The organism is Actinokineospora fastidiosa (genome assembly GCF_014648415.1).
Classification (GTDB): domain Bacteria; phylum Actinomycetota; class Actinomycetes; order Mycobacteriales; family Pseudonocardiaceae; genus Actinokineospora; species Actinokineospora fastidiosa.
The window spans coordinates 39,880-63,594 of sequence record NZ_BMRB01000013.1 but is presented as its reverse complement, the minus strand read 5'-3'; the positions used below and the strand labels follow the sequence as shown (position 1 = coordinate 63,594).

Sequence of the window (23,715 nt, the reverse complement as noted above, 5' to 3'; positions counted from 1 at the left end):
GAGTTCTCAAACAACACACGCTCAACCTCATCCGCCGCAGGCGACTTCCGAGGAAGGCTGGTTACTTCAGGCTTTGTCTTGATCCGCCGCGCCCGGTCCGGTTGATCCGGCCCGTTCCGCGCTGGCAGAGAGAAAGTTACACGGCCGCCAACTGGAGGTCAAATCGCACCCCCAGGCGCCCGACCCAGAGCGAAACCGCAGGTCATCAGCCCTGTGTCAGGTCTGATGCCAAGGTAACCCAGGCCCACCGCGCTGTGAATGTGACGACGGTCACGCCAACTTTCTCCCCGGCACCGCTAAAGCTGGACCTCGACGCCCGCCGTGTTCCGCTTGCCACGCCGTACGACCAGCCACTTTGCGTGCAGCAGGTCCTCCTTGGCGGGCTGCCACGCCTCGTCGACGATCTTGGTGTTGTTCACGTACGCGCCACCTTCGTTGACCGTGCGCCGGGCCGCGCCCCGGCTGTCGGCCAGGCCGGAGGCGATGAGCAGGTCGACGATGGTCGGCCCGTCGGCGAGCCGGACGGTCCCGGTGGGCGCCTCGGCCATGGCCGCGTCCAGCGTGCTCAGGTCGAGCGAGGCCAGCTCGCCTCGGCCGAACAGGGCCTGGCTGGCGGCGACGACCTGGGCGGTCTCGTGCTCGCCGTGGACCAGCGTCGTGAACTCCTCCGCCAGCCGCTTCTGCGCGGCCCGCAGGTGCGGGCGCTCGGCGGTGTCGGCCGCCAGCGCGTCGATCTCCTCGCGCGGCAGGAAGGTGAACAGGCGCAGGTACCGGATGACGTCGGCGTCGCCGACGTTCACGAAGTACTGGTACCAGGCGTAGGGCGAGGTCATGGCCGGGTCGAGCCAGACGTTGCCGCCGCCGGTGGACTTGCCGAACTTGCGGCCCTCGGCGTCGGTCACCAGCGGCGCGGTCAGCGCGTGCACGGACTCACCCGCGACGCGCCGGGTCAGCTCGACACCGCCGATGATGTTGCCCCACTGGTCGGAGCCACCCACCTGGAGCCTGCAGCCGTACTCGCGGAACAGGTGCAGGTAGTCGTTGGACTGCAGCAGCAGGTAGCTGAACTCGGTGTACGACATGCCGTCGCCGTCGAGGCGGCGCTTCACCGTCTCACGGCCGAGCATGACGTTGATGGAGAAGTGCTTGCCGACGTCGCGCAGGAACTCCAGGACGGACAGCCCGCCGGTCCAGTCGAGGTTGTTCACGATCGTCGCGGCGGTGCCCGGGCCGTTGCGGTCGTCGAAGGCGACGAAGCGCTCCAGCTGGCCGCGGATGCGCCCGGCCCACTCGGCGACGGTGTCGAGCGAGTTGAGTGTGCGCTCCCCGGTGTCGCGCGGGTCGCCGATCATGCCGGTGGCCCCGCCCGCCAGCACGATGGGCTTGTGCCCGGCGAGCTGGAAGCGGCGCAGCATGAGCAGCGGGACCAGGTTGCCCGCGTGCAGGCTGGGCGCGGTCGGGTCGAAGCCGCAGTACAGCGTGAGCGGGCCCGCGTCGAGATCCTTGCGCAGGGTGTCGATGTCGGTGGACTGCGCGATCAGGCCGCGCCAGGACAGCTCGTCGAGGATGTGTTCGCTCACGCGCTCCATCTTCGCCCACCACCGTGGTCAGCGGCGACCGGGTTGACGCAGGCGCAGCAGGGTGAGGGCGGAGAGCAGCACGACGGCCAGGACGGCGGCGAGCACGGCCGAGTACGCCGGGGCCGGGTGCTCCCTCGTCCACAGCCCGCCGCCCACGTACGCGAACCGGTCGCCGAGGGCGAACGTGCCGGTGAGCAGGACCAGCTCGGGCGCCAGGTAGGCGACCACAGCCGCGCCGATCCGGACGCGGTGGACCTCGTCGGGGATCTCGGTGAGCGCGGCCAGCGCGCACAGCCCGCCGACGGTCGCCACGGGCAGCAGCATGCCCAGCGCGCCGCCCCAGCCGACGGGCGTTGCCGAGGTGTACTCGTCCAGGTCGATCGCGACGAACAGCAGGATGAACCAGGCCGACACCGCCCCGAGCGCGGCGAAGGCGAGCGGGCGCCGCGCGGGCGGCACCAGGCGCAGGCCGCGCGGCCGGGTCCGCACCGGCTGCACGTGCACCCACAGCAGGGTCGCGAAGACCAGTGCGGCGAGCAGTTCCAGCCAGACCAGCACCTGGCCGCTGAAGTTGATCGACACCAGGGCGTCGACCAGCAGGGCGACCGCGCTGCCCGCGCTCAGCCCCGCGCCGAGCGCCCCCGCGGGGCCGGGGCGGTGCAGGAGGGCGAGGCCCACCCCGAGCGCGCCGAAGCGCAGCAGGAAGTACAGGACGCCGAGCAGTCCGCTGGCCGCGATGAACTCGGTGGACACGGCGAGGACCGCGGCGCACAGCGCCACGCCCGCGCCGATGAGCAGGCGGCGGTCGGCGAGCCAGGCCGCGGCGGCCAGCGGCTCGGCCCAGGTCCGCCCGCCTCGGCTCCTGGCCCAGGCCACGACCCGCTGGGCGCGGGCGGCGGGGTCGGGCTCGCTGCCGATCTCCGGGGTGGCCCACAGCTCGGCGGCGATGCGGTCGGCGGGGCCCGCGCCCGCGGCGGCGATGAGGGCGGCGGGCAGGCCCGCGCAGAGGTGCACCAAGGCGCGGGCCGCTGCCGGGTCGGTGACGGCGAGGGCGGTGAGCAGGTCGGCGGAGTCGACCGGGTCGAGTTCGGTGGGCCGCACCGACGGCGCGCCCAGGGTCACCAGGTCGTGCCTGCTGGTGACGACGACCAGCGAGCGGCTGCCGGGCGGCAGCAGGGGTCGGACCTGGTCGGCGTCGCGCGCGTCGTCGAGCACCAGGAGCACGCGCTTCTCGGCGAGCAGCGTCCGGTACTGGGCGAGGCGGGCGTCCGCGCCGGGGTGCGGGTCGGCGCCGAAGGCGATCAGCACGTCGTGGGCGACGTCGGCGGCCTGGCGGGTGATGCCGTGCTGGTTGGAGCCGCGCAGGTCGACGTAGAGCTGGCCGTCGGGGTAGCGCTCGGCGGCGGTGTGCGCCCAGTGCACGGCCAGGGCGGTCTTGCCGATGCCGGGCGCGGGGTGGGTCAGGACCACCACGTGCGCCGCGTCGGCGGCCGCGGTGAGCGCGGTCAGGTGGGCCTGCCTGCCGAGGAACGGCCGAGGCGGGGCGGGCAGCTGGCGCGGGTGGGCGGCGGCGTGCTCCTCGGGCCGAACACGACGCTCCCGTGCACGTCCCGGATCTGGTGCACGTCGCCGTGAACGGTGCCGTCCACCTCGTTGTTCGTGGTGTCGTCGCCTTCCATGTACCACTGGTACAGGAACAGTCACGCCATGTCGTTAGGCCGGACGTGCCCTCGTGCCGCGCCGGTAGGTGCTGACCGCCGTGGAGCCGGTGACCCAGAACCGCCACGGGACGTCCACGGCGACGGCCACGCCGACCCGGGGGCCGACCGACACGTCCGCCACGGGCTCGCCCTTGTAGAGGCGCACGGGCGACGTCGGCGAGGTCAGGTCGATGCCGTTGTGCCCTCGGTCGAGGTCGAGCACGCCGCACAGCTTGGCGGGCCCGCGCGCGAGATCGGCCTCGGAGCGCGCGGCGGGCCTGCGGGACCGCGCCAGGTCCACTCCGGACACGACCTCGCCCGCGCGCAGGAGCACGGCGCCGGGCACCCCGTCGGTGAGGGACACGACGTTCGCGCAGAAGTGCATCCCGTAGACGAAGTACACGTACAGGTGGCCCGCGGGCCCGAACATCACGTCGTTGCGGGGTGTGCGGCCCCGGTAGCAGTGCGACGCGGGATCGTCGCCGCCCCGATAGGCCTCGACCTCGACGATCCGCACGGTCACGCCCGCGGACTCCAGGTACGACCCCAGCAGCAGCCGGGCGGCGTCGAGCGGGTCGACGGCCAGCTCCGACCGCGTGAACTGCGCTCCTCGCCCCTGGGGTCCTACTTCCGCACGATCTCCTCGGCCCACGCCCGGTGCTCCTCGATCCGCCGCTCCACGCGCGCCTGCTGCTCGGCGACCCGAGGCGGCGCGGTGCCACCGTACGCGTCGCGCGAGGCGATCGAGCCCGCGACCGTGAGCACGTCCCGCACCTCGGGAGTCAGCGCGGGATCCACCGCGGCGAACTCGTCGTCGGTAAGGTCCTCCAGCCCGACCCCGCGCCCCTCGGCCACGCGCACGCACGCGCCCGCGGCCTCGTGCGCGACGCGGAACGGCACGCCCTGGCGGACCAGCCACTCGGCGATGTCGGTGGCCAGGGTGAACCCGGCGGGGGCCAGCTCGGCGAGCCGGTCGGTGTGGAAGGTGAGCGTGCGCACCATGCCCGCGATCGCCGGGAGCAGCAGGCCCAGCTGCTCGACGGAGTCGAACAGCGGCTCCTTGTCCTCCTGCAGGTCGCGGTTGTAGGCCAGCGGCTGGGCCTTCAGCGTGGCCAGCAGGCCGGTCAGGTTGCCGATCAGCCTGCCGGACTTGCCCCTGGTCAGCTCGGCGACGTCGGGGTTCTTCTTCTGCGGCATGATCGAGCTGCCGGTCGCCCACGCGTCGTCCAGGGTCGCGTAGCCGAACTCGGCGGTCGTCCAGATCACGACCTCCTCGGCGACCCGGGAGAGGTTCACGCCGAGCATCGCCAGCGCGAACGCGATCTCGGCGGCGAAGTCGCGCGAGGCGGTGCCGTCGATGGAGTTCTCGACCGGCCCGTCGAAGCCCAGCTCCTCGGCGACGGCGGCCGGGTCGAGGCCGAGCGACGACCCCGCGAGCGCGCCGGAGCCGTACGGGGACACCGCGGCCCGCCTGTCCCAGTCGCGCAGCCGCTCGACGTCGCGCAGCAGCGACTGCGCGTGCGCCAGCAGGTGGTGGGCCAGCAGCACCGGCTGGGCGTGCTGCAGGTGGGTGCGGCCGGGCATCACCGCGTCCGGGTACCGCCGGGCCTGGTCGGTCAGCGCGTCCACCACGTCCAGCACGCCGCCCGCCACCTGGCGGGCCGCGTCGCGCAGCCACATGCGGAACAGCGTGGCGACCTGGTCGTTGCGGGAGCGGCCCGCGCGGAGCTTGCCGCCGAGGTCGGGGCCCGCGCGCTCGATGAGGCCGCGCTCCAGCGCGGTGTGGACGTCCTCGTCGGCGACGGTCGGCGTGAACGCCCCGGAGACCACGTCGGCCTCCAGGGCGTCCAGCGCGGCGAGCATGCCGGTGAGTTCGGCGTCGGTCAGCAGGTCGGCCCTGCGCAGGACCCGGGCGTGCGCCCGGGAGCCCGCGATGTCGTAGCGGGCCAACCGCCAGTCGAAGTGGGTGGACGCCGACAGGGCGGCCATCGCCTCGGCGGGTCCGCTCTCGAACCGCCCGCCCCACAAGCCGTTGCTCACATCGCTCCTAGATCAGTGGTGTGCCTGGTCGCGCTTCGCGGCGATCTTGCTGGGCAGGCCCCAGAGCTGGACGAAGCCCTTGGCCAGCGACTGGTCGAACGAGTCGCCCTCGTCGTAGGTGGCCAGGTTGAAGTCATACAGGCTCTGCTCGGAGCGCCGCCCGGTGACCACGGCGCGACCACCGTGCAGGGTGAGCCGGACGTCGCCGGTCACGTGCTCCTGGGTCTTGGCGATGAACGTGTCGAGCGCGTCCTTGAGCGGGGAGAACCACAGGCCGTCGTAGACCAGCTCGCCCCAGCGCTGCTCGACGGTCCGCTTGAAGCGGGCCAGGTCGCGCTCGACGGTGACGTTCTCCAGCTCCTGGTGCGCGGTGATCAGCGCGATCGCGCCGGGGGCCTCGTAGACCTCGCGGCTCTTGATGCCGACCAGCCGGTCCTCGACCATGTCGAGGCGGCCGACGCCGTGGGCGCCCGCGCGCCGGTTGAGCTCCTGGATGGCCTGCAGCACCGTGACGGTCTCGCCGTCGATGGCGACCGGGACGCCCTTGTCGAAGGTGATGACCAGCTCGTCGGGGTCGCGCGGCTCCACCGGGTTGGCGGTGTAGGAGTACACGTCCTCGATGGGCGCGTTCCAGATGTCCTCGAGGAACCCGGTCTCCACCGCCCGGCCCCAGACGTTCTGGTCGATGGAGTACGGGGACTTCTTCGACACGTCGATGGGCAGGTTGCGCTCCTCGGCCCAGGCGATGGCCTTCTCCCGGGTCCAGGCGAAGTCCCGCACGGGCGCGATGACCTTGAGGTCGGGGGCCAGCGCGCCGATGCCGACCTCGAAGCGGACCTGGTCGTTGCCCTTGCCGGTGCAGCCGTGGGAGACCGTGCTCGCGCCGTGGTACTTGGCGGCCTCGACCAGGTGCTTGACGATCACCGGGCGGGAGAGGGCCGAGACCAGCGGGTAGCGGTCCATGTAGAGGGCGTTGGCCTGCAGGGCGGGCAGGCAGTACTGCTCGGCGAACTCGTCGCGGGCGTCGGCGACGACCGCCTCGACGGCGCCGCACTCCAGCGCCCGCTTGCGGATCGTGTCCATGTCCTCGCCGCCCTGGCCCACGTCCACGGCCACGGCCACGACCTCGGCGCCGGTCTCCTCGGCGATCCAGCCGATGCCCACCGAGGTGTCAAGCCCGCCGGAGTAGGCCAGCACCACCCTGTCACTCATTGCTCTCTCCTTGGTCTGAACCGTTGGGCCGAGCGGCCATGGCGGTGAATCGGTCGGCCAGCTCACGGCCGGTCACGGGTTCGCGGCAGATGACCGCGAGGGTGTCGTCGCCCGCGATGGTGCCGACGACGTCGTGCAGCGCGGCGCGGTCGATGGCGCTGGCCAGGAACTGGGCAGCGCCGGGCGGGGTGCGCAGCACCGCGAGGTTGCCCGAGGCGTCGGCGGACACCAGCAGCTCACCGAGCAGGCGGGTCAGCCGCGAGGTGCCGCCCTCCATGCCGCGCACGGGGCTGCCGTCCTCGGGGATGACGTAGACGGGCGCGCCGCCGTCGATGCCGCGCAGCTTGACGGCGCCGAGCTCGTCGAGGTCGCGCGAGAGCGTCGCCTGGGTGACCTCGACGCCCTCGGCGGCCAGCAGCTTGGCCAGCTCGGTCTGGCTGCGCACGGCCTGGTTGGCGACGATCGCCGAGATGCGCGCCTGCCTCGCGGTGCGCGTGGTCACCGCGACACCAGCCAGGTGAGCAGGGCCTTCTGGGCGTGGAGGCGGTTCTCGGCCTCGTCCCAGACGGCGCTGGCCGGGCCGTCGAGCACCTCGTCGGTGATCTCCCAGCCGCGGTGGGCGGGCAGGCAGTGCAGCGCGATGGCGCCCGGGGCGGCGCGGCTCATCAGGTCGGCGTTGACCTGCAGCCGCCGGAACGGGCTGACGCGGTCGCGGCCGTCGTTCTCCTGGCCCATGGAGGTCCAGGTGTCGGTGACGACGACGTCGGTGCCGTCGATGGCGGCCTCGGGGTCGGTGAACTGGGTGACGCTGCCGCCGGTCTCCGCGGCGCGCTTCTCCGCGGCGGCGACGATCTCCGGCTGCGGCTGGAAGCCCTCGGGGGCCACGACCCGCACGTGCATGCCCGCAGTGGTGCCGCCGAGCAGCAGCGAGTGGGACATGTTGTTGGCGCCGTCGCCGAGGTAGGTCGCGGTGACGCCCGCGAGCCTGCCGTGGCGCTCCTCGATGGTCTGCAGGTCGGCGAGGACCTGGCAGGGGTGGAACTCGTCGGTCAGCGCGTTGATCACCGGGATGCGCGACGCCGAGGCCATGGCGTCCATGCGCTTCTGGGCGAAGGTGCGCCAGACGACGACGTCGACGTAGCGGGACAGCACGCGGGAGGTGTCCTCGATGGTCTCCTCGCGGCCCAGCTGCATCGTGCGCCCGTCCACCACGATCGGCTGGCCGCCGAGCTGGGCGATGCCGACCTCGAAGGACAGCCGGGTCCGGGTGGAGTTCTTCTCGAAGATCGCCGCGACCGACTTCCCGGCCAGCGGCCTGCCGCCCAGCGGGTCGGCCTTGACCGCCTTGGCGAGGTCGAGGACCTCCCGCTGCTCGGCGGGGCTGAGGTCGTCGTCGCGGAGGAAGTGCCGGACCATCAGGTTCCCTCCAGGATCGACGGCAGCGCGGCGACGAACCCGGCGGCCTGCTCGTCGGTGAGGACCAGCGGCGGGGCCAGCCGGACCGCGTCGGGTTGGACGTTGTTGACGAGGAAGCCCTTGCCCTGCGCGGCTTTCGCGACGTCCGCGGCGACGGGCCGGGTCAGCGCGATGCCCAGCAGCAGGCCTGCGCCGCGCACCCCGGCGATGAGCGGGTGGTCGAGCGCCTCGACGCCTGCGGCGAGGTCCTTGCCCACGGCGGCGGTGTGGTCGAGCAGGCCGTCGGCTGCGATGGTGCGCAGCACGGCCAGCCCGGCGGCGCAGGCGACCGGGTTGCCGCCGAAGGTGGTGCCGTGGTGGCCGGGGCCGAACAGCTCGGCCGCGGCGCCGACGGCGACGCACGCGCCCAGCGGCAGCCCGCCGCCGAGGCCCTTGGCCAGGGTGAACACGTCGGGGACGATCCCGGCCTGCTGGAAGGCGAACCAGGAGCCCAGGCGGCCGATGCCGGTCTGCACCTCGTCGAGCACGAGCAGCGCGCCCGCGGCCGCGGTGATCTCGCGGGCGGCGTGCAGGTAGCCGTCCGGGGCGGGGATGACGCCGCCCTCGCCGAGGACGGGCTCGATGAACACCGCGGCGGTGTCGGCGTCGACGGCGGCGCGCAGCGCCTCCACGTCGCCGAACGGGACGTGCTCGATCCCGGGCACCAGCGGCTCGAACGGCGTGCGCTTCGGCGGCTGGCCGGTCAGGGTGAGCGCGCCCATCGTGCGGCCGTGGAAGGCGCCCGTGCAGGCGATGACCTTGGACCGGCCGGTGAGCCGGGTGAGCTTGAGCGCTGCCTCGTTGGCCTCCGCGCCGGAGTTGCAGAAGACCACGCGCGCCTGGCCGGTGAGGCCCGCGACGTCGAGCAGGGCGTCGGCGAGCTCGACGGTGACCTGGTTGGCGTAGAGGTTGGAGGTGTGGCCGAGGGTGGCGATCTGGGTCGACACGGCCTCGACGATCGCGGGGTGGGCGTGGCCGAGGACGTTGGTGGCGATGCCCGCGAGGAGGTCGGTGTAGCGGTTGCCGTCGGCGTCCCAGACGTGCGCGCCCTCGCCGCGCACGAGGGTGAGCGCGGGGGTGCCGTAGTTGTTCATCATCGCGCCCTGCCAGCGCGACTGGCCTTCGGCGTTGGAGCCGATCATTCTTCCCCCTCGTTCGGTAGCACCATGGTTCCGACCCCGGTGCCGGTGAAGACCTCCAGCAGCACGGAGTGGGCGAGTCGCCCGTCGATGACGTGGGCGCGCGGCACGCCGCCCTGGACGGCGCGCAGGCACGCCTCCATCTTCGGGGCCATCCCGCTCTCCAGCCCGGGCAGCAGCTTCTCCAGCTCGCCCGCGCGGATCTCGTGCCGCAGCGACGACCGGTCGGGCCAGTCGGCGTAGAGGCCCTCGACGTCGGTGAGCACGACGAGCTTCTCCGCCCGCAGCGCGACCGCGAGGGCAGCGGCGGCGGTGTCGGCGTTGACGTTGTGCGGCACGCCGTTGACGTCCGGCGCCACAGTGGACACGACGGGGATGCGGCCCGCGTCGACGATGTCCAGCACGGCGGCCGGGTTCACCGCGACGACGTCGCCGACCTGGCCCAGGTCGACCTCCTCGCCGTCGACGACGGCGGTGCGCTTCTCGGCGGTGAAAAGGTGCGCGTCCTCGCCGGAGATGCCGACCGCGTGCGGGCCGTGCTGGTTGATCAGCCCGACGATCTCCCGGCCCACCTGCCCGGTGAGGACCATCCGGACGACGTCCATCGCCTCCGGCGTGGTGATCCGCAGGCCCGCGGCGCGCTCGGTCGGGATGCCGAGGCGGTCGAGCATGGCCGAGATCTGCGGCCCGCCGCCGTGCACGACGACCGGGCGCAGGCCCGCCAGGCGCAGGAAGACCATGTCCTCGGCGAACGCGCGCTTGAGGGTGTCGTCGACCATGGCGTTGCCGCCGTACTTCACGACGACGAGCGCGCCGTGGAACCGACGCAGCCACGGCAGCGCCTCGATGAGGATGGCCGCCTTTTCTGAGGGGCTGGTCATGAGCTGTACGCGCTGTTCTCTTCGACGTAGCCGTGGGAGAGGTCGGTGGTCAGGACCGTGCCCGTGCCGGGGCCCGCGTGCAAGTCGATCTCCACGGTGATCTCGCGGCCGGTCAGGTCGGCCAGCGAGCGGTCGTCGCCGCGCCCGCCCGCCCGGCACACCGCGACGCCGTTGATCGTGATGTCGAGGGCCTGCGGGTCGAACGCGGTGGGCGCGTTGCCGACGGCCATGGCGATGCGGCCCCAGTTGGGGTCGCTGCCGAAGAAGGCGGTCTTGCACAGCGGGTCGCGCGCCACGGTGCGGGCGGCGGCGACGGCCTCGGCGTCGGTGGCCGCGCCGCGGACGGTGATCGACACGTGCTTGGTGACGCCCTCGGCGTCGGCCTGGAGCTGGGCCACCAGGTCGGCGCAAACGCTTTCCAGGGCTTGCGCGAACTCGGCGGCGTCGGGCTTGACGCCCGACGCGCCGGAGGCCAGCAGCAGGACGGTGTCGTTGGTGGAGGTGCCGCCGTCGACGTCGAGCCGGTTGAAGGTCCGCGCGACCGCGTCCTTGAGCGCCTTGTCCAGAGTGGACTGGTCGACGTCGGCGTCGGTGGTGATGACCGAGAGCATGGTGGCCATGTTCGGCGCGCACATGCCCGCCCCCTTGGCGAACCCGCCGACGGTGAAGCCCGACCGGGTGAGCGCGACCTGCTTGGGGACCGTGTCGGTGGTCATGACCGCCGTCGCGGCAGCCAGGCTGGCCGCCGGACCGCCCGCCAGTTCCTTCGCCGCGATGTCCACTCCGGACTTGACAGCGTCCATCGGCAGGCGCTCGCCGATGAGGCCGGTGGAGCAGACGGCCACCTCGACCGCCCCGACGCCGAGGACGTCGGCGACCTTCTCGGCGGTGGCGTGGCTGTCCTGGAAGCCCTCGGGGCCGGTGCAGGCGTTCGCGCCGCCGGAGTTGAGGACGACCGCGCGCAGCCTGCCGGTGGTCAGGACCTGCTGCGACCACAGCACGGGGGCGGCCTTGACCTTGTTGGTCGTGAACACGCCCGCCGCGGCCTGCGCGGGGCCGTCGTTGACGACCAGGGTCAGGTCCGGGTTGCCGGAGGCCTTGATGCCCGCGGCCACGCCCGCGGCGCGGAACCCCTGGGCGGCGGCGACTCCGGTGGTGCGGTCGAGTGCGGTCACGGGGCGACTCCCACGGTGGACAGGCCGGTGGTCTCCGGCAGGCCGAGCGCGATGTTCATGGACTGCACGGCGGCGCCCGCCGTGCCCTTGGTGAGGTTGTCGACCGCGCCGACGGCGATCAGCCGGTCGAGGTCGGGGTCGACGGTCACCTGGAGTTGGACGGCGTTGGAGCCGAGGACGGCCGCCGTGGTGGGCCAGCGGCCCTCGGGCAGCAGGTGCACGAACGGCTCGTGCTCGTAGGCCTTGGCGTAGGCGGCGCGGACCTCGTCGCCGCCGCCGGTGAGCTGGGCGCTGCAGGTGGCGAGGATGCCGCGCGGCAGCGGCGCCAGGACCGGGGTGAAGGAGACCGCGATCGGGCGGCCCGCTGCCCTGCCGAGGTTCTGGGCGATCTCCGGGGTGTGCCGGTGCGCGCCGCCGACGCCGTAGACGCTGAGGGAGCCCATGACCTCCGAGCCGAGCAGGTGCGGCTTGAGCGCCTTGCCCGCGCCGGAGGTGCCGGAGACGGCGACCACGACGACCTCGGGGTCGATCAGGCCCGCGGCCAGGGCGGGGGCCAGCGCCAGGGAGCTGACGGTGGGGTAGCAGCCGGGCACGGCGATCCGCCGGGCGCCGACGAGCGCGTCGCGGCCGCCGGGGAGTTCGGGCAGGCCGTAGGGCCACGCGCCCGCGTGCTCGCCGCCGTACCAGCGGTCCCACGCGGTGGGGTCGTTCAGCCGGTGGTCGGCGCCGCAGTCGATGACGAGCACGTCGTCGGGGAGCTGGGCGGCGATGGCGGCGGAGTGGCCGTGCGGCAGGGCGAGGAAGACGACGTCGTGGTCCTTCAGGACCTCCGGCGTGGTCTCGGCCAGGACGCGGTCGGCCAGCGGAAGGAGGTGCGGCTGGTGCTCGCCGAGCGCGCTGCCCGCGTTGCCGCCCGCCGTCAGCGCGCCGATCTCGACGTCGGGGTGGCCGAGGAGCAGGCGCAGCGCCTCCCCCCCGGCGTACCCACTGGCCCCCGCGACCGCGACCCGAACCGTCATGCGAATGATTATGCACACTCATGCAAAGTCAATCAAGACAGGGGGTGTGAACCCCACCGGGGCCAGGGCCCGTGTAGGCGGCGTAGGCAACCAGGGACGGGCTGCGAAGCCCCGCGAACCACGGAGACACCATGCGCAAGGCGAAGACCTACCGAGTCGCGCTGGCCGGAGTCATCGGCGCACTCGGCCTGACCATGCTGGGCGCCGGTCCGGCGCAGGCGGCCACCCCGGGCACGATCAAGGTCTGCACCGGCAAGGACTTCTTCATCACGGTGAAGTTCCCGGGCCGGGGCGGGCTGTCCATCACCCCGGCCAAGCGCCCGTACAGCGTCACCTGCCTGGACACGTGGGTGGGCGGCAACGGCGCGAACGAGCGGATCGACGTCTACACCGGCTCGCGCTACCTCGGGTCGTCGATCTACAACAGCGCCCGCGGGGCCGAGGTCCACGGCGTCCCCGGCCCGAGCTTCTACGTCGTCTAGGAGCGCTTGCGGGCGATCGTCACGCCGTCGCGCAGCGGCAGCATCACCACGTCCACGCGCGGGTCGGCCACCACGAGGTCGTTGGTGCGCATGATGGCGGCGGTGGCCTCGTCGGCCGGGTCCGGGTCGAGGACCCGGCCGCCGCGCAGGACGTTGTCGAGGAGGACGAGTCCGCCGGGGCACAGGCGGGTGACGATCTCCTCGTAGTAGTCCGGGTAGGACACCTTGTCCGCGTCGATGAAGGCGATGTCGAGGTGTTCCTCGGTCGGCAGGGCGCGCAGCGTCTCGATCGCGGGCGCGATGCGCAGCTCGATCCGGTCGGCCACCCCCGCGCGCTCCCAGTAGCGGCGGGCGACGGCGGTCCACTCCTCGCTGACGTCGCAGGCGAGGAGTGTGCCGTCGGCGGGCAGGCCGCGGGCGATGCAGAGCGACGAGTACCCGGTGAACACGCCCACCTCGACCGCGCGGCGGGCGCCGGTGATCCGCACGAGCATGGTCAGGAACTCGCCCTCGTCGTGCGAGATCTGCATGCTCAGCGCGTCCGGGAAGGACCGCGCGGTCTCCTCGGCCAGCTCGCGCAGCAGCTCGTCCGCCGGGCTGGAGTGGGCCAGCAGGTAGTCGGACAGGTCGGCGGGCAGGACGTCCATCGGGTCCCCTATCGGTAGTGGTCGAACGCCTCGGTGACGCGGTCGCGGTCGGCGCCGTCGGCCAACAGCAGGTGCAGGAGCACGCGGGCCTTCGCAGGGTCGAGGAACCCCGCGTGGACAAGGCCGCGGTCGAGCAGGTCGCGCTCGGAGCCGGGGTAGCCGTAGGTCTGGCGCAGCACCGAGCCCGACCCGGTGCGCGAGGCCAGCACGACCGGGATGCGCGCGGCCACCTCCGCCACCAGCGGGACCATGTCCGCTGGGACGTGGCCCGCGCCCAGCCCGGCGAGGACGACGCCGTCGAAGGCGGGGGCCGCGCAGCGCAGCAGACCGCCGTCGTCGCCGAGCGCCACCGTGACCAGGCCGACCCGGATGTCCTCGACCTTCGGCCCGATCGGCACGGTCAGCCCGACCCTGGGGAAGCCGCGCAGCCTCGGCTCGCCCTCGACGACGAGGCCGAGCGGGCCGAAGCCGGGCGAGGCGAACGCGCCGGTGCTGCTGGTGTGGCCCTTGCGCACGAACCGGGCGCCGTGCACCTCGTCGGACATGACGACCAGCACGCCGAGGCCGCGCGCGTCCTCCGACGTGGCGACCTTCACCGCGGCGAAGAGGTTCGCGGGCCCGTCAGCGCCCGGCGACGCGGGCGGGCGCATCGCGCCGGTGACGACCACCGGGGTGTCGCCGGGGACGGTGAGGTCGAGGAAGATCGCGGTCTCCTCGATGGTGTCCGTGCCGTGGGTGACCACGATGCCGTCGGCGCCCGCGGCGATCTCCTCGCGGACAGCGTCGGCGAGGGCGACGAGGTCGGCGAAGCCGATCGACGGGCTGGGCAGGGTCCGCACAGTCCGGGCGGTGATGGCGGCGTCGAGGTCCGGCAGGGCCTTGACCAGGTCGTCGGCGCCGAGCGCGGGGACGACGCCGCCGCCGGGGGCGGGGACCATGGCGATGGTGCCGCCCATGGCGAGGATGGCGACTCGTTTCACAGGGCCTCGATCAGGTCGAGCAGCGGCTCCCACGGGTCGTCCGACGGTCCGTCGGCGATGTGGACGCCGTAGCTGAGCAGGGTTTCCAGGTGGGCCTCCCACCTCGGGTGGGCCCGCTGCGCGGGGTTGGCCTGGGGCCGCACGACCACCGGGACGCCCGGGGTGCCGACGGCCTCGTTGAGCGCGGTCATGGCCTGGTTGTCGGAGATGCCCACGGCCAGCTTCGCCACCGAGTTCGCGGTGGCGGGCACGAACAGGAACGCGTCCGGCATCGGGTACGGCTTGGGCTCGTCCGGCAGCCGCGACTCCCACCGCACCGGCAGGTCGGTGAGCGACCGCAGCCGCGCGACCTCGCCCGCCGCCTCCAGCCACCGCGCCGCGGTCGGGGTGAGGGTGATGGCCAGCCGCCAGCCCCTGCGGGCCGCGGGCACGGCGACCTCCAGCCGCAGGCGGTGCTCCACGCCACCGCCCCCGGCGGAGACCAGGCCGAGGATCATCTGCGGACCAGCGCGCAGAACATGGCGTCGGTGCCGTGCCGGTGCGGCCAGAGCTGCACCGCCGGTCCCGCGCCGAGGTCCGGCACGCCGGGGAAGAACTCGCGGGCGTCGAGCTGGGTCGCGCCGGTCTTGCGCAGCACGTCGGAGACCACGCCCTCGGTCTCGGCCAGGTGCGGCGAGCACACCACGTAGGCGACGACGCCGCCGGGGCGCACGAGCTCCAGCGCCGCGGTGAACAGCTCGCGCTGGAGCTTGGTGAGGTCGCCGACGTCGCTCGGCTGACGCCGCCACCGCGCCTCCGGACGCCGCCGCAGCGCGCCGAGACCGGTGCAGGGGGCGTCGACCAGGACGCGGTCGAAGCCCGGCTCGAGACCGCAGTCGCGCCCGTCGGCGACGTGCACGGTGACCGGCATGCCCGCGGTGGACTGCTCGACCAGCCGCGCGCGGTGCGGGGCCTGCTCGACGGCGTCCAGCGTGCCGCCGTTGATCCCGACGAGCGCGCCCAGCAGGGCCGCCTTGCCGCCGGGACCCGCGCACAGGTCCAGCCAGCGCTCGTCAGGGCCGTCGACGGGCACCCTGGTCAGGGCCAGCGCGCACAGCTGGCTGCCCTCGTCCTGCACGCCCGCGAGGTTCTCGCGCACGGGCGGGAGGTCGCCGGGATCGCCCGCGCCCGCCTCCATGCGCACGCCGTAGGGCGAGTACGGCGCGGGGTCGCCCCCGGTGAGCGCGGCCAGCTCCTCCGCGCTCAGCTCGCCCGGCCGGGCCACCAGGTGCACGGCGGGGCGCTCGTCGTCGGCGCGCAGGGCGGCGGCGAGTTCCTCGCCGGTGGTGCCGAGCGCGTCGGCGAACGCGCGGGCGATCCAGTGCGGATGCGCCGTGCGGGCGGCGATGTTGCCGATCGGGTCGTCCGGGGCGAGCCGGTCGAGCCAGGCGTCCTCGTCGTTCTCGGCGACGCGGCGCAGGACGGCGTTGGCGAAGCCGGTGACGCGGGAGCCGAGGTCGGCGCGGACCAGGTCGACGGTCGCGGCGACGGCAGCGTGCGCGGGGATGCGGGTGCGCAGCAGCTGATAGGCGCCCAGGCGCAGGGCGTCGAGCAGCGGCGGCTCCACTTTGGACAGCGGGCGGTCGACGCACGCGGCGAGGACCTCGTCGAGCAGGCCCCAGGCGCGGCAGGTTCCGTAGGCCAGCTCGGTGGCCAGCGCGGCGTCCCGGGTGGACAGCCTGCGCTCGCGCAGGAGCTTGGGCAGCACGAGGTTGGCGTAGGCGTCGTCGGCGCGCACGGCGCGGATGGTGTCGAGCGCGGCCCTGCGGGCCGGGTCGTCGACGGGCGGCCGGGCCGGGCCCGACGAGCGCCGCGGCGGGTGCGAGCGCGGCGGGCGGGCGGGGCGGCGGTTCACGACAGGGCCTCCCCCGGCTCCGGACGCACGCCGCGGGCCCAGTCGGTCGCGGCCATGCGCTTCTTGCCCTGCGCCTGCACGTCGCCCAGCGCGACGGCGTGCGTCGCGGTGCCCACGAGCACGCGTTTGCGCTCCACGCTCAACTCCCCCGGGGCCAGGTCCACGTCCGCGACGGTGGTCACCGGGCCCAGCTTGACCCGCTCACCGCGGAACAGCGCCCACGCGCCCGGGTCGGGCGTGACGGAGCGGACCAGCCGGTCCACCGCGAGCGCCGGGTGCTTGAAGTCGACCTTGGCGTCCTCGACGAGGACCTTCGGCGCGTAGCTGACGCCGTCGGCGGGCTGCTCGACGGCGGCCAGCGCCCCGGCGGCGACGCCGTCCACCGTGGACACGAGCAGGCCCGCGCCCGCCTCGGCCAGCCTGCCGAGCAGGTCGCCCGCGGTGTCATCGGGCCGGATCGGCTCGGTGAGCACGCCGAACACCGGGCCCGCGTCCAGTTCCCTGACGATGCGGAACGTGGTCGCCCCCGTGATCTCGTCGCCGTGCTTGATCGCCGCCTGGACCGGAGCGGCGCCGCGCCACGCGGGCAGGACGGAGAAGTGCAGGTTGATCCAGCCGTGCTTCGGGATGTCCAGCACCGACTGGGGCAGCAGGTTGCCGTAGGCCACGACCGGGCAGCAGTCCGGCGCGAGGTCGGCGAGCCGGGCCTTGAAGTCCGGGTCGGACGCCTTGACGGGCGTGAGCACCTCGATGCCGTGCTCGTCGGCCAGCGCGCCGACCGGCGAGCGGACCAGCCCCCGGCCGCGGCCCGCGGGCGCGTCCGGCCGCGTGACGACGGCGACGACCTCGTGGCGGCCGCTGGCCAGGAACGCGCGCAGCGAGGGCAGGGCGGCTTCGGGGGTTCCCGCGAACACCACCCGCATCAGCGCGCCCCGAACAGCGGGTGGGGGCTCTGCTTGATGGTGGGCACCGTCCCGTCGAACCAGGACGCCGACCGGATCTCGGCCATCGCCCGCTTGCGCGTGTCCTCGTCGAGGCGGTCGAGGAACAGCACGCCGTCGAGGTGGTCGGTCTCGTGCTGGATGGCCCTGGCCAGCAGGTCGCTGCCCTGGATCTCGACCGGCTCGCCGTGCATGTTCCAGCCCCGCGCGACGACGTTCTTGGCCCGCACGCAGTCCCAGTACAGGCCCGGGATCGACAGGCACCCCTCCTGGCCGTCCTGCTCGTCGTCGCCGACAGCGGTCCAGGCCGGGTTGACCAGGTGCCCGGCCACCCCGTCGCAGTTGTAGGTGAACACCCGCAGCCCGATGCCGATCTGCGGCGCGGCCAGCCCGGCGCCGCCCTGGGACTGCATGGTGTCCCAGAGGTCGCTCACCAGCGTGCGCAGCTCCTTGTCGAAGTCCACGACCTCGACCGCGGGCGTGCGCAGCACCGGATCACCGAAGAGCCGGATCGGCTGGACGGTCACGCCTTCTCCCTACTGTCGACTGGCCACCAGTCTATGGGTGGTTCAGATGAGGTCGAGCGGGTCCACCCGCACCCGCAGCGGCTCCTGGTCCTTGCGCATGGCGCGGCCGCGCTGGGCGTGGTTCAGGGCCTCGGTCAGCTCCCGGCCGCGCGCCCTCGGGACCCGGACGAGCACGCGCTCGCGCGTCTCGGCGACCGGGACCGGGCCCAGCACCTCGCCGCCCGCAGGCATGCGCAGCTCGGCCAGCAGGGTCGCCACGGCGTCCGGGCTGCCCTCCACCGACGCCATCCGCACCGCGGGCGGGAACCCCAGCTCGACCCGGCCCGACAGCTCCAGGTCGGCGTGCCACACCGGGTCCCAGCGGACCAGCGCCTGCACGGCGGGCAGCGCGGAGTCGGCCACGACCACGACCCGGCCGCCATCGCCGCCGGGGCGGACGAGCGCGGCGGCGGTCATCCACCGGCGCAGCGCCTCCTCGGCGGCGCGCAGGTCGGCCCGGGACAGCAGGGCCCAGCCGTCGAGCAGCAGGGCGGCGCCGTAGCCGCCGTCGGCCACGGGCTCGGCGCCCGGGGTCGCCACGACCAGCGCGGGCTCGGCGTCGACGCGGGCGAGCACCTCGGCCGCCCCGGACGTGCGCACGGGGACGTCGGCGAAGGCGCGGCCCAGCTCCTCGGCGGTGCGCTTGGCGCCGACGACGGCCGCGCGCAGCCGCCGCGACCCGCACGCCGAGCAGCGGAAATCGGCAGCGGGCGTCGCGCACCAGCGGCAGACCGGCGGCCGGTCGGGACCGCCGACCAGGCCGAGCGGCCCGGCGCAGCGGCGGCACCGGGCCGGGGTGCGGCAGTCCTGGCAGGTCACCGCGGGCACGTAACCCCGGCGCGGCACCTGCACCAGCACCGGGCGGCCCGCCTTGATCGACGCGCGCGCCGCGTCGAACGCCAGGGACGGGATGCGCGCCGTGCGGGCGGCCGGGTCGCGGGCCAGCTGCGAGTCGTGCTCGCCGACCGCGCTCACCCGGGGCGCGCTCGCCCGCACCCGGTCGCGCCCGGCGATGATCTGCGGCGCCCAGCCGGACTCGGCCAGCAGCTGCGCCTCGGCCGTCCTGGCGAACCCGGCCACCAGCACGCCCGCGCCGCCGAGCCGCGCCCGCTCGATCAGCACCTCCCGCACGTGCGGGTACGGCGACCGCTGGTCTGCGTGCTGGTCGTCGCCGTCGTCCCAGATCACCAGCACGCCCGGGTCGGCGACCGGCGCGTAGGCCGCGGCCCGGGTGCCGACCACGATGCGCGCCCCACCGCGGCGCACCCGCAGCCACGCCCGGTACCGCTTGGCGGGCCCCAGATCGGCGGACAACGCGACCACCGCGTCCTCGCCCGCCAGCGCTACACACGCCGCGTGCAGCCGGGCGACGTCGCGGTGGTCCGGCACGACCAGCACCGCGCCGCGCCCCGCGGACGCCGCCGTCACCGCGACCTCGGCAAGGCGGGCGGGCCAGTCCTCCCCCGGCAGCGCCTGCCACACCGCGTTGGCCTGCCTGCCGGACCGGATGGCGTCCAGGAACGCGCGCCCGCGCGGGTACTCGGCCCAGCCGTCGGCGGGCGGCGCGGCGGGCACGGGCGCTGGCTCGCCGGGCGGCTCGGCCTCGACGCGGGCGTGCCTCGGCGGGACGGCCAGCCGCAGGACGTCGATCATCGCGCCCGCGTAGCGGTCGGCCACCGCCCGGCACAGCGCCGCGATCTCCGGAGCCAGCACCGGCTCCGGGGAGATCACCTTGTCCAGAAAGGACGGGTTCTTGTGCTCGGAGCGCGCCACCCGCTCGATGAGGAACGCGTCCACCAGCTGACCGGCGAACCGGACCCGCACCCGCGCGCCCGGCACGGCCTCGGCGTCGAAGCGGGCCGGGACCAGGTAGTCGAAGAGCTGGTCGAGGTGCGCCAGCGGCACGTCGACGTACACCTTGGCCACCGGCAGCCGCGCGGCGGGCTCCGGTCGGCCCTTCGGCGGCGGCGGGGCGGGGACCTCGACGGTGAACAGCGCGTCGGGGTCGGTGTCAGGCATGCCCGTGGTGTATCAGACCACGACGACGGTTACCGGGATCGGGGGTCGCGCCCACCGGAGTCGTCACGCTGGCCGGGGTCGTCGCCGGGCCCGGAGTCGTCGTGGTAGGCCGCGTACATGGCCGCGACCTCGGCGCGGTTCGCCGGGGCCGCCTCCTCCCGGATGCGCCGGTTCAGCCCGACCGGGTAGCCGTGCTTGATCAGCCTGCGCTCGGAGGCGTCCTCCATGAACGACAGGGAGAAGTACAGGCCGGTGACGTAGCCCGCCGCGATCATCGACAGGCGCAGGCTCAGCGGCCCCGGGACGAGCAGCAGCAGCCACAGCGGCAGGAACAGCACCATCACCCTGGCGAAGTGGCGGGCCACCCAGGTCGGCGCCGTGAGATCCCACAGCACCCAGGGGCGGTAGCGGTCGGGGAGGGTGCCGCCGACCGCGTACCAGAGCCAGCGCAACGGACCGGGCCGCACGGCCTCGATGGTATGCCGGGTCATCCCTTCCGGTTAGCCAGGGTCGGTGCCGGTGAAACCCAGAGCGGGCCGCCCGGTCGGACGGCCCGCTCGGCAATGCGTCGGTCAGGAGCCGACGGCCTGCTTGAGGTCGTCGGCGCGGTCGGTGCGCTCCCACGGCAGGTCGACATCGGTGCGCCCGAAGTGCCCGTAGGCGGCGGTCGGGGCGTAGATGGGCCGCAGCAGGTCCAGGTCGCGGATGATCGCGGCGGGGCGCAGGTCGAACACCTCGCGGATCGCCTCCTGGATCTTCACCGGGTCGGCGTTCTCCGTGCCGAAGGTCTCCACGAACAGCCCCACCGGCGCGGCCTTGCCGATCGCGTAGGCGATCTGGACCTCGATGCGCGAGGCCAGGCCCGCGGCGATCGCGTTCTTGGCGACCCAGCGCATGGCGTAGGCGGCCGAGCGGTCGACCTTCGACGGGTCCTTTCCGGAGAACGCGCCGCCACCGTGCCGGGCCATGCCGCCGTAGGTGTCAACGATGATCTTGCGACCCGTCAGCCCAGCGTCACCCATCGGACCACCGATGACGAAGCGACCAGTGGGGTTCACCAGCAGGCGCACGCCCTCGGTGTCCAGCTCCAGGTTCGCCAGCTCGGGCAGCACGACCTGCTCCCGCACGTCGGCGCCGAGCAGCTTCTCCAGGTCGATGCCGTCGGCGTGCTGCGACGACACCACGACCGTGTCCAGGCGGACCGGCTTGTCCCCGGCGTACTCGATGGTGACCTGGGTCTTGCCGTCCGGACGCAGGTACGGCAGCACGCCGTCCTTGCGGACCTTCGTCAGCCTGCGCGCGAGGCGGTGGGCCAGCGCGATCGGCAGCGGCATCAGCTCGGGGGTGTCGTTACAGGCATAGCCGAACATCAGGCCCTGGTCGCCAGCGCCCTGCCGGGCGATCTCGTCCTCGGCGTTCTCCACCCGCGACTCGTAGGCGGTGTCGACGCCCTGGGCGATGTCCGGGGACTGCGCGCCGATGGCCACGTTGACGCCGCAGGAGTTGCCGTCGAAGCCCTTGGCGGAGGAGTCGTAGCCGATCTCGAGGATCTTCTCCCGCACGATGGTCGGGATGTCGGCGTAGGCCTCGGTCGTCACCTCGCCGACCACGTGCACCTGGCCGGTCGTCACCAGCGTCTCCACCGCGACCCGGGACCGGGGGTCCTGGGCCAGCAGCGCGTCCAGGACGGAGTCGCTGATGGCGTCGCAGATCTTGTCCGGATGCCCTTCGGTGACCGACTCCGAGGTGAACAGTCGGCGGCTGCCTGTCTCAGTCACGGGGTACCCCACTCATCCGTCCGAGGGTTTGCTGGTTGACGCCCATTATCGGGGCCGGATTCATTCCCGCACCGAACCGAGCATGTTGGCGACTGCGTCCCACACTTCGGTCGCCATTTGCGCTTTCGACCCGAGCGCGATCGGCCGCTCGGCGCCGTCGGCGGCGAGCAGCCACCCGGAGTTGTCCTCGGTGCCGAACGCCTTGCCCTCCCCCACGGCGTTGACAACCAGCAGGTCACAGCCCTTGCGGGCGAGCTTGTCGCGGGCGTGGTCGAGCACGTCCGCGCCGCTGTCGCCGGTCTCGGCGGCGAAACCCACGATCACTTGCGCCTTGCGCTCCGGGTCACCCGAACGGGCCTCGACGAGCTCGGCGAGCACGTCGGGATTGCGCACGAGCGCGACAGGGTCCGGGTCGCGGCCGGTCTTCTTGATCTTGTACTCGGCGCGCTCCGCAGGCCGGAAGTCGGCGACCGCGGCGGCCATCACGACGATGTCCGCGTCGGCGGCGGCCGCGTGCACGGCGGCGCGCAGCTCCTCGGCGGTGCCCACCCGGACGAGGTCGACGCCCGCGGGCTCGGGCAGCGGCAGCGTGTGCGCCGACACCAGGGTCACGTCGGCGCCCCGGGCCGCGGCCGTGCGGGCCAGCGCGTAGCCCTGCTTGCCCGACGAGCGGTTGCCCAGGAAGCGCACGGGGTCCAGCGGCTCGCGCGTGCCGCCCGCGGAGACCACAACGCGGCGGCCCACCAGGTCGCGGGGCAGCGCGTCCGGCCTGCTCAGCAGCAGCCGGGCGAGGTCGATGATCTCGGCGGGGTCGGCGAGCCTGCCCTTGCCGGTGTCCGCGCCGGTCAGCCTGCCCGCGGCGGGGTCGGGCACGATGACGCCGCGCTCGCGCAGCGTGGTGACGTTGGCGCGGGTGGCGGGGTGCTCCCACATCTCGGTGTGCATGGCCGGGGCCATCAGCACCGGACAGCGCGCGGTGAGCAGCGTGCTGGTGAGCAGATCGTCGGCCAGGCCGGTCGCGGCCTTGGCCAGCAGGTCGGCCGTGGCGGGCACGACCACGACCAGATCGGCTTCCTGTCCGAGCCGCACGTGCGGCACCTCGGGCACGTCGGCGAAGACGCCGGTGGCCACCTTCTGCCCGGACAGCGCCTCGAACGTCGCCGCCCCCACGAACCGCAGGGCCGCCTCGGTCGGCACGACGCGCACGTCGTGACCGGTCTCGGTCAGGCCGCGCAGCACCTCGCACGCCTTGTAGGCGGCGATGCCGCCGCCGACGCCGAGTACGACCCGGGGACGGCGGGCGGTCACTCGCCCTCGGTGTGCTCGAGCAGCCCCGAGTGGATCTCGCGCAGGGCGATGGACAGCGGCTTCTCGCGCGGGCCGGGCTCGACCAGCGGGCCGACGTACTCCAGCAGGCCCTCGCCCAGCTGGGCGTAGTAGTCGTTGATCTGGCGGGCGCGCTTGGCCGCGTAGATCACCAGGGCGTACTTCGAGCTGACCTTGTCGAGCAGGTCATCGATCGGGGGGTTGGTGATGCCTTCCAGCGGCGTGCCGGTCTGCTCGCCGATTCCCAGCTCGGTGGGGGTGATCACTCGCAACGCTCCAGCTTGTCAGACGAATCCGTGAGCACCAAGGTTAGCAACTCCGCGGCGGCGGTCCTGACGTCGGCGTTGACCACGACGGCGTCGAACTCCTCGGCGGCGGCCAGCTCACGCTTGGCCACCTCCAGCCTACGCGCGACCACGTCCTCCGGTTCGGTCCCTCGGCCGGTGAGCCGGGCGACGAGCGTCTCCCAGCTGGGCGGCATCAGCATGACGAGCTGCGCGTCGGGCATCGCCGCGCGCACCTGGCGGGCCCCCTGCAGCTCGATCTCCAGCACCGCGGGCCTGCCCTGGGCGAGCGCGTCCGCGACCGCCGCGCGAGGCGTGCCGTAGCAGTTGCCCGCGTACTCGGCGTGCTCCAGCAGCTCGCCGTCGGCGACCATGCGGTCGAACTCCGGCCGATCGACGAAGTGGTAGTGCGCGCCGTCGACCTCCCCGGGCCGGGCGGCCCGGGTGGTCACCGACACGCTGAAGTAGATGTCCGGGTGGAGGCGGCGCAGCTCCGCCACCACGCTGGACTTCCCGACCCCGGATGGCCCCGACACGACAGTGAGCCGGGGCCGGGCGATGTGCTCGCCCGACCCCGGCCCACGGCCGCTCATCGGC

25 protein-coding genes are annotated in these 23,715 nt (G+C 73.8%); 1 reads left to right on the top strand and 24 read right to left on the bottom strand.

From position 1 onward, the window contains the following. Window positions 1–296: 296 nt before the first annotated feature. The 12 genes from tyrS to argC are packed head-to-tail and all read right to left on the bottom strand — an operon-like array spanning window position 297 to window position 12,201. Window positions 297–1,580 (bottom strand): tyrosine--tRNA ligase, encoded by a 1,284-nt coding sequence (tyrS, locus tag IEY98_RS31940; protein ID WP_189214432.1) that lies wholly within the window; start codon window positions 1,578–1,580, stop codon window positions 297–299. A gap of 27 nt (window positions 1,581–1,607) precedes the next feature. Next, window positions 1,608–3,053: a P-loop NTPase family protein gene (locus tag IEY98_RS31935; protein ID WP_189214431.1), complete on the bottom strand. Its 1,446-nt coding sequence runs from the start codon at window positions 3,051–3,053 to the stop codon at window positions 1,608–1,610. Window positions 3,054–3,085: 32 nt separating this feature from the next. Beyond that, window positions 3,086–3,259, bottom strand: coding sequence for a hypothetical protein (locus IEY98_RS31930; RefSeq protein WP_189214430.1), 174 nt, complete (start codon window positions 3,257–3,259; stop codon window positions 3,086–3,088). Window positions 3,260–3,293: 34 nt separating this feature from the next. Further along, window positions 3,294–3,932 (bottom strand): DNA-3-methyladenine glycosylase, encoded by a 639-nt coding sequence (locus IEY98_RS31925; RefSeq protein ID WP_189214429.1) that lies wholly within the window; start codon window positions 3,930–3,932, stop codon window positions 3,294–3,296. Then, window positions 3,905–5,320 carry an argininosuccinate lyase gene (argH, locus tag IEY98_RS31920; protein ID WP_268244624.1) on the bottom strand — a complete coding sequence of 472 codons (1,416 nt, stop codon included), beginning with the start codon at window positions 5,318–5,320 and terminating at the stop codon, window positions 3,905–3,907. The genes IEY98_RS31925 and argH overlap by 28 nt, the downstream gene beginning before the upstream one ends. 12 nt (window positions 5,321–5,332) lie before the next feature. Continuing rightward, on the bottom strand, window positions 5,333–6,532 hold the full coding sequence (locus IEY98_RS31915) for an argininosuccinate synthase (protein WP_189214428.1): 1,200 nt from the start codon (window positions 6,530–6,532) through the stop codon (window positions 5,333–5,335). Beyond that, window positions 6,525–7,034 (bottom strand): arginine repressor, encoded by a 510-nt coding sequence (locus IEY98_RS31910; RefSeq protein WP_189214427.1) that lies wholly within the window; start codon window positions 7,032–7,034, stop codon window positions 6,525–6,527. The genes IEY98_RS31915 and IEY98_RS31910 overlap by 8 nt, the downstream gene beginning before the upstream one ends. Beyond that, window positions 7,031–7,948 (bottom strand): ornithine carbamoyltransferase, encoded by a 918-nt coding sequence (gene argF / locus IEY98_RS31905; RefSeq protein WP_189214426.1) that lies wholly within the window; start codon window positions 7,946–7,948, stop codon window positions 7,031–7,033. Before argF ends, IEY98_RS31910 begins: the two co-directional genes overlap by 4 nt. Continuing rightward, the gene (locus tag IEY98_RS31900) at window positions 7,948–9,129 is read right to left on the bottom strand and encodes an acetylornithine transaminase (RefSeq protein WP_189214425.1); all 1,182 of its coding nucleotides are present in this window, start codon (window positions 9,127–9,129) and stop codon (window positions 7,948–7,950) included. Before IEY98_RS31900 ends, argF begins: the two co-directional genes overlap by 1 nt. Then, entirely contained in the window at window positions 9,126–10,007 is an 882-nt protein-coding gene (gene argB, locus IEY98_RS31895) for an acetylglutamate kinase (protein ID WP_189214424.1), read from the bottom strand. The genes IEY98_RS31900 and argB overlap by 4 nt, the downstream gene beginning before the upstream one ends. After that, window positions 10,004–11,182 (bottom strand): bifunctional glutamate N-acetyltransferase/amino-acid acetyltransferase ArgJ, encoded by a 1,179-nt coding sequence (gene argJ / locus IEY98_RS31890; protein WP_189214423.1) that lies wholly within the window; start codon window positions 11,180–11,182, stop codon window positions 10,004–10,006. The genes argB and argJ overlap by 4 nt, the downstream gene beginning before the upstream one ends. Then, window positions 11,179–12,201 carry an N-acetyl-gamma-glutamyl-phosphate reductase gene (gene argC, locus IEY98_RS31885; protein WP_189214422.1) on the bottom strand — a complete coding sequence of 341 codons (1,023 nt, stop codon included), beginning with the start codon at window positions 12,199–12,201 and terminating at the stop codon, window positions 11,179–11,181. Before argC ends, argJ begins: the two co-directional genes overlap by 4 nt. 131 nt (window positions 12,202–12,332) lie before the next feature. Here argC and IEY98_RS31880 point away from each other — a divergent pair, with 131 nt between their 5' ends. Next, window positions 12,333–12,683 (top strand): hypothetical protein, encoded by a 351-nt coding sequence (locus IEY98_RS31880; protein ID WP_189214421.1) that lies wholly within the window; start codon window positions 12,333–12,335, stop codon window positions 12,681–12,683. Here the strand turns inward: IEY98_RS31880 and IEY98_RS31875 are convergent. The 12 genes from IEY98_RS31875 to gmk all read right to left on the bottom strand — a co-directional run bounded on the left by IEY98_RS31875 (window position 12,680) and on the right by gmk (window position 23,711). Beyond that, complete coding sequence (locus IEY98_RS31875) at window positions 12,680–13,330, bottom strand: O-methyltransferase (RefSeq protein ID WP_189214420.1); 651 nt, start codon at window positions 13,328–13,330, stop codon at window positions 12,680–12,682. The genes IEY98_RS31880 and IEY98_RS31875 overlap by 4 nt on opposite strands. A gap of 8 nt (window positions 13,331–13,338) precedes the next feature. Next, window positions 13,339–14,310 carry an asparaginase gene (locus IEY98_RS31870; RefSeq protein ID WP_229787842.1) on the bottom strand — a complete coding sequence of 324 codons (972 nt, stop codon included), beginning with the start codon at window positions 14,308–14,310 and terminating at the stop codon, window positions 13,339–13,341. Next, complete coding sequence (locus IEY98_RS31865) at window positions 14,307–14,807, bottom strand: flavoprotein (protein WP_189214419.1); 501 nt, start codon at window positions 14,805–14,807, stop codon at window positions 14,307–14,309. The genes IEY98_RS31870 and IEY98_RS31865 overlap by 4 nt, the downstream gene beginning before the upstream one ends. Next, window positions 14,804–16,204, bottom strand: coding sequence for an RsmB/NOP family class I SAM-dependent RNA methyltransferase (locus tag IEY98_RS31860; RefSeq protein ID WP_189214418.1), 1,401 nt, complete (start codon window positions 16,202–16,204; stop codon window positions 14,804–14,806). The genes IEY98_RS31865 and IEY98_RS31860 overlap by 4 nt, the downstream gene beginning before the upstream one ends. After that, window positions 16,201–17,127 (bottom strand): methionyl-tRNA formyltransferase, encoded by a 927-nt coding sequence (fmt, locus tag IEY98_RS31855; protein WP_189214417.1) that lies wholly within the window; start codon window positions 17,125–17,127, stop codon window positions 16,201–16,203. The genes IEY98_RS31860 and fmt overlap by 4 nt, the downstream gene beginning before the upstream one ends. Continuing rightward, window positions 17,127–17,672 carry a peptide deformylase gene (gene def, locus IEY98_RS31850; RefSeq protein WP_189214416.1) on the bottom strand — a complete coding sequence of 182 codons (546 nt, stop codon included), beginning with the start codon at window positions 17,670–17,672 and terminating at the stop codon, window positions 17,127–17,129. Before def ends, fmt begins: the two co-directional genes overlap by 1 nt. A gap of 42 nt (window positions 17,673–17,714) precedes the next feature. Further along, on the bottom strand, window positions 17,715–19,730 hold the full coding sequence (locus IEY98_RS31845; protein ID WP_189214415.1) for a primosomal protein N': 2,016 nt from the start codon (window positions 19,728–19,730) through the stop codon (window positions 17,715–17,717). A gap of 29 nt (window positions 19,731–19,759) precedes the next feature. Beyond that, the gene (locus IEY98_RS31840) at window positions 19,760–20,221 is read right to left on the bottom strand and encodes a DUF5313 family protein (RefSeq protein WP_189214414.1); all 462 of its coding nucleotides are present in this window, start codon (window positions 20,219–20,221) and stop codon (window positions 19,760–19,762) included. An 81-nt stretch (window positions 20,222–20,302) separates the two neighbouring features. Beyond that, window positions 20,303–21,484, bottom strand: a complete 1,182-nt coding sequence (metK, locus tag IEY98_RS31835) for a methionine adenosyltransferase (RefSeq protein ID WP_229787846.1) — start codon at window positions 21,482–21,484, stop codon at window positions 20,303–20,305. A gap of 84 nt (window positions 21,485–21,568) precedes the next feature. Next, window positions 21,569–22,816, bottom strand: a complete 1,248-nt coding sequence (gene coaBC / locus IEY98_RS31830) for a bifunctional phosphopantothenoylcysteine decarboxylase/phosphopantothenate--cysteine ligase CoaBC (protein WP_189214412.1) — start codon at window positions 22,814–22,816, stop codon at window positions 21,569–21,571. Then, window positions 22,813–23,100, bottom strand: a complete 288-nt coding sequence (rpoZ, locus tag IEY98_RS31825; RefSeq protein ID WP_189214411.1) for a DNA-directed RNA polymerase subunit omega — start codon at window positions 23,098–23,100, stop codon at window positions 22,813–22,815. Before rpoZ ends, coaBC begins: the two co-directional genes overlap by 4 nt. Next, a complete protein-coding gene (gene gmk, locus IEY98_RS31820; RefSeq protein ID WP_189214410.1) occupies window positions 23,097–23,711 on the bottom strand; it encodes a guanylate kinase in 615 nt (204 codons plus the stop codon). Before gmk ends, rpoZ begins: the two co-directional genes overlap by 4 nt. Between the last annotated feature and the right edge of the window lie 4 nt (window positions 23,712–23,715).

Coding starts and splice junctions, on each gene's coding strand:
- IEY98_RS31930 (WP_189214430.1), bottom strand. CDS start 3,259: ATGGAAGGCGACGACACCACGAACAACGAGGTGGACGGCACCGTTCAC.
- IEY98_RS31845 (WP_189214415.1), bottom strand. CDS start 19,730: ATGCCTGACACCGACCCCGACGCGCTGTTCACCGTCGAGGTCCCCGCC.
- IEY98_RS31915 (WP_189214428.1), bottom strand. CDS start 6,532: ATGAGTGACAGGGTGGTGCTGGCCTACTCCGGCGGGCTTGACACCTCG.
- IEY98_RS31840 (WP_189214414.1), bottom strand. CDS start 20,221: ATGACCCGGCATACCATCGAGGCCGTGCGGCCCGGTCCGTTGCGCTGG.
- fmt (WP_189214417.1), bottom strand. CDS start 17,127: ATGCGGGTGGTGTTCGCGGGAACCCCCGAAGCCGCCCTGCCCTCGCTG.
- IEY98_RS31900 (WP_189214425.1), bottom strand. CDS start 9,129: ATGATCGGCTCCAACGCCGAAGGCCAGTCGCGCTGGCAGGGCGCGATG.
- IEY98_RS31865 (WP_189214419.1), bottom strand. CDS start 14,807: ATGATCCTCGGCCTGGTCTCCGCCGGGGGCGGTGGCGTGGAGCACCGC.
- gmk (WP_189214410.1), bottom strand. CDS start 23,711: ATGAGCGGCCGTGGGCCGGGGTCGGGCGAGCACATCGCCCGGCCCCGG.
- argF (WP_189214426.1), bottom strand. CDS start 7,948: ATGGTCCGGCACTTCCTCCGCGACGACGACCTCAGCCCCGCCGAGCAG.
- IEY98_RS31880 (WP_189214421.1), top strand. CDS start 12,333: ATGCGCAAGGCGAAGACCTACCGAGTCGCGCTGGCCGGAGTCATCGGC.
- argC (WP_189214422.1), bottom strand. CDS start 12,201: ATGACGGTTCGGGTCGCGGTCGCGGGGGCCAGTGGGTACGCCGGGGGG.
- argB (WP_189214424.1), bottom strand. CDS start 10,007: ATGACCAGCCCCTCAGAAAAGGCGGCCATCCTCATCGAGGCGCTGCCG.
- IEY98_RS31875 (WP_189214420.1), bottom strand. CDS start 13,330: ATGGACGTCCTGCCCGCCGACCTGTCCGACTACCTGCTGGCCCACTCC.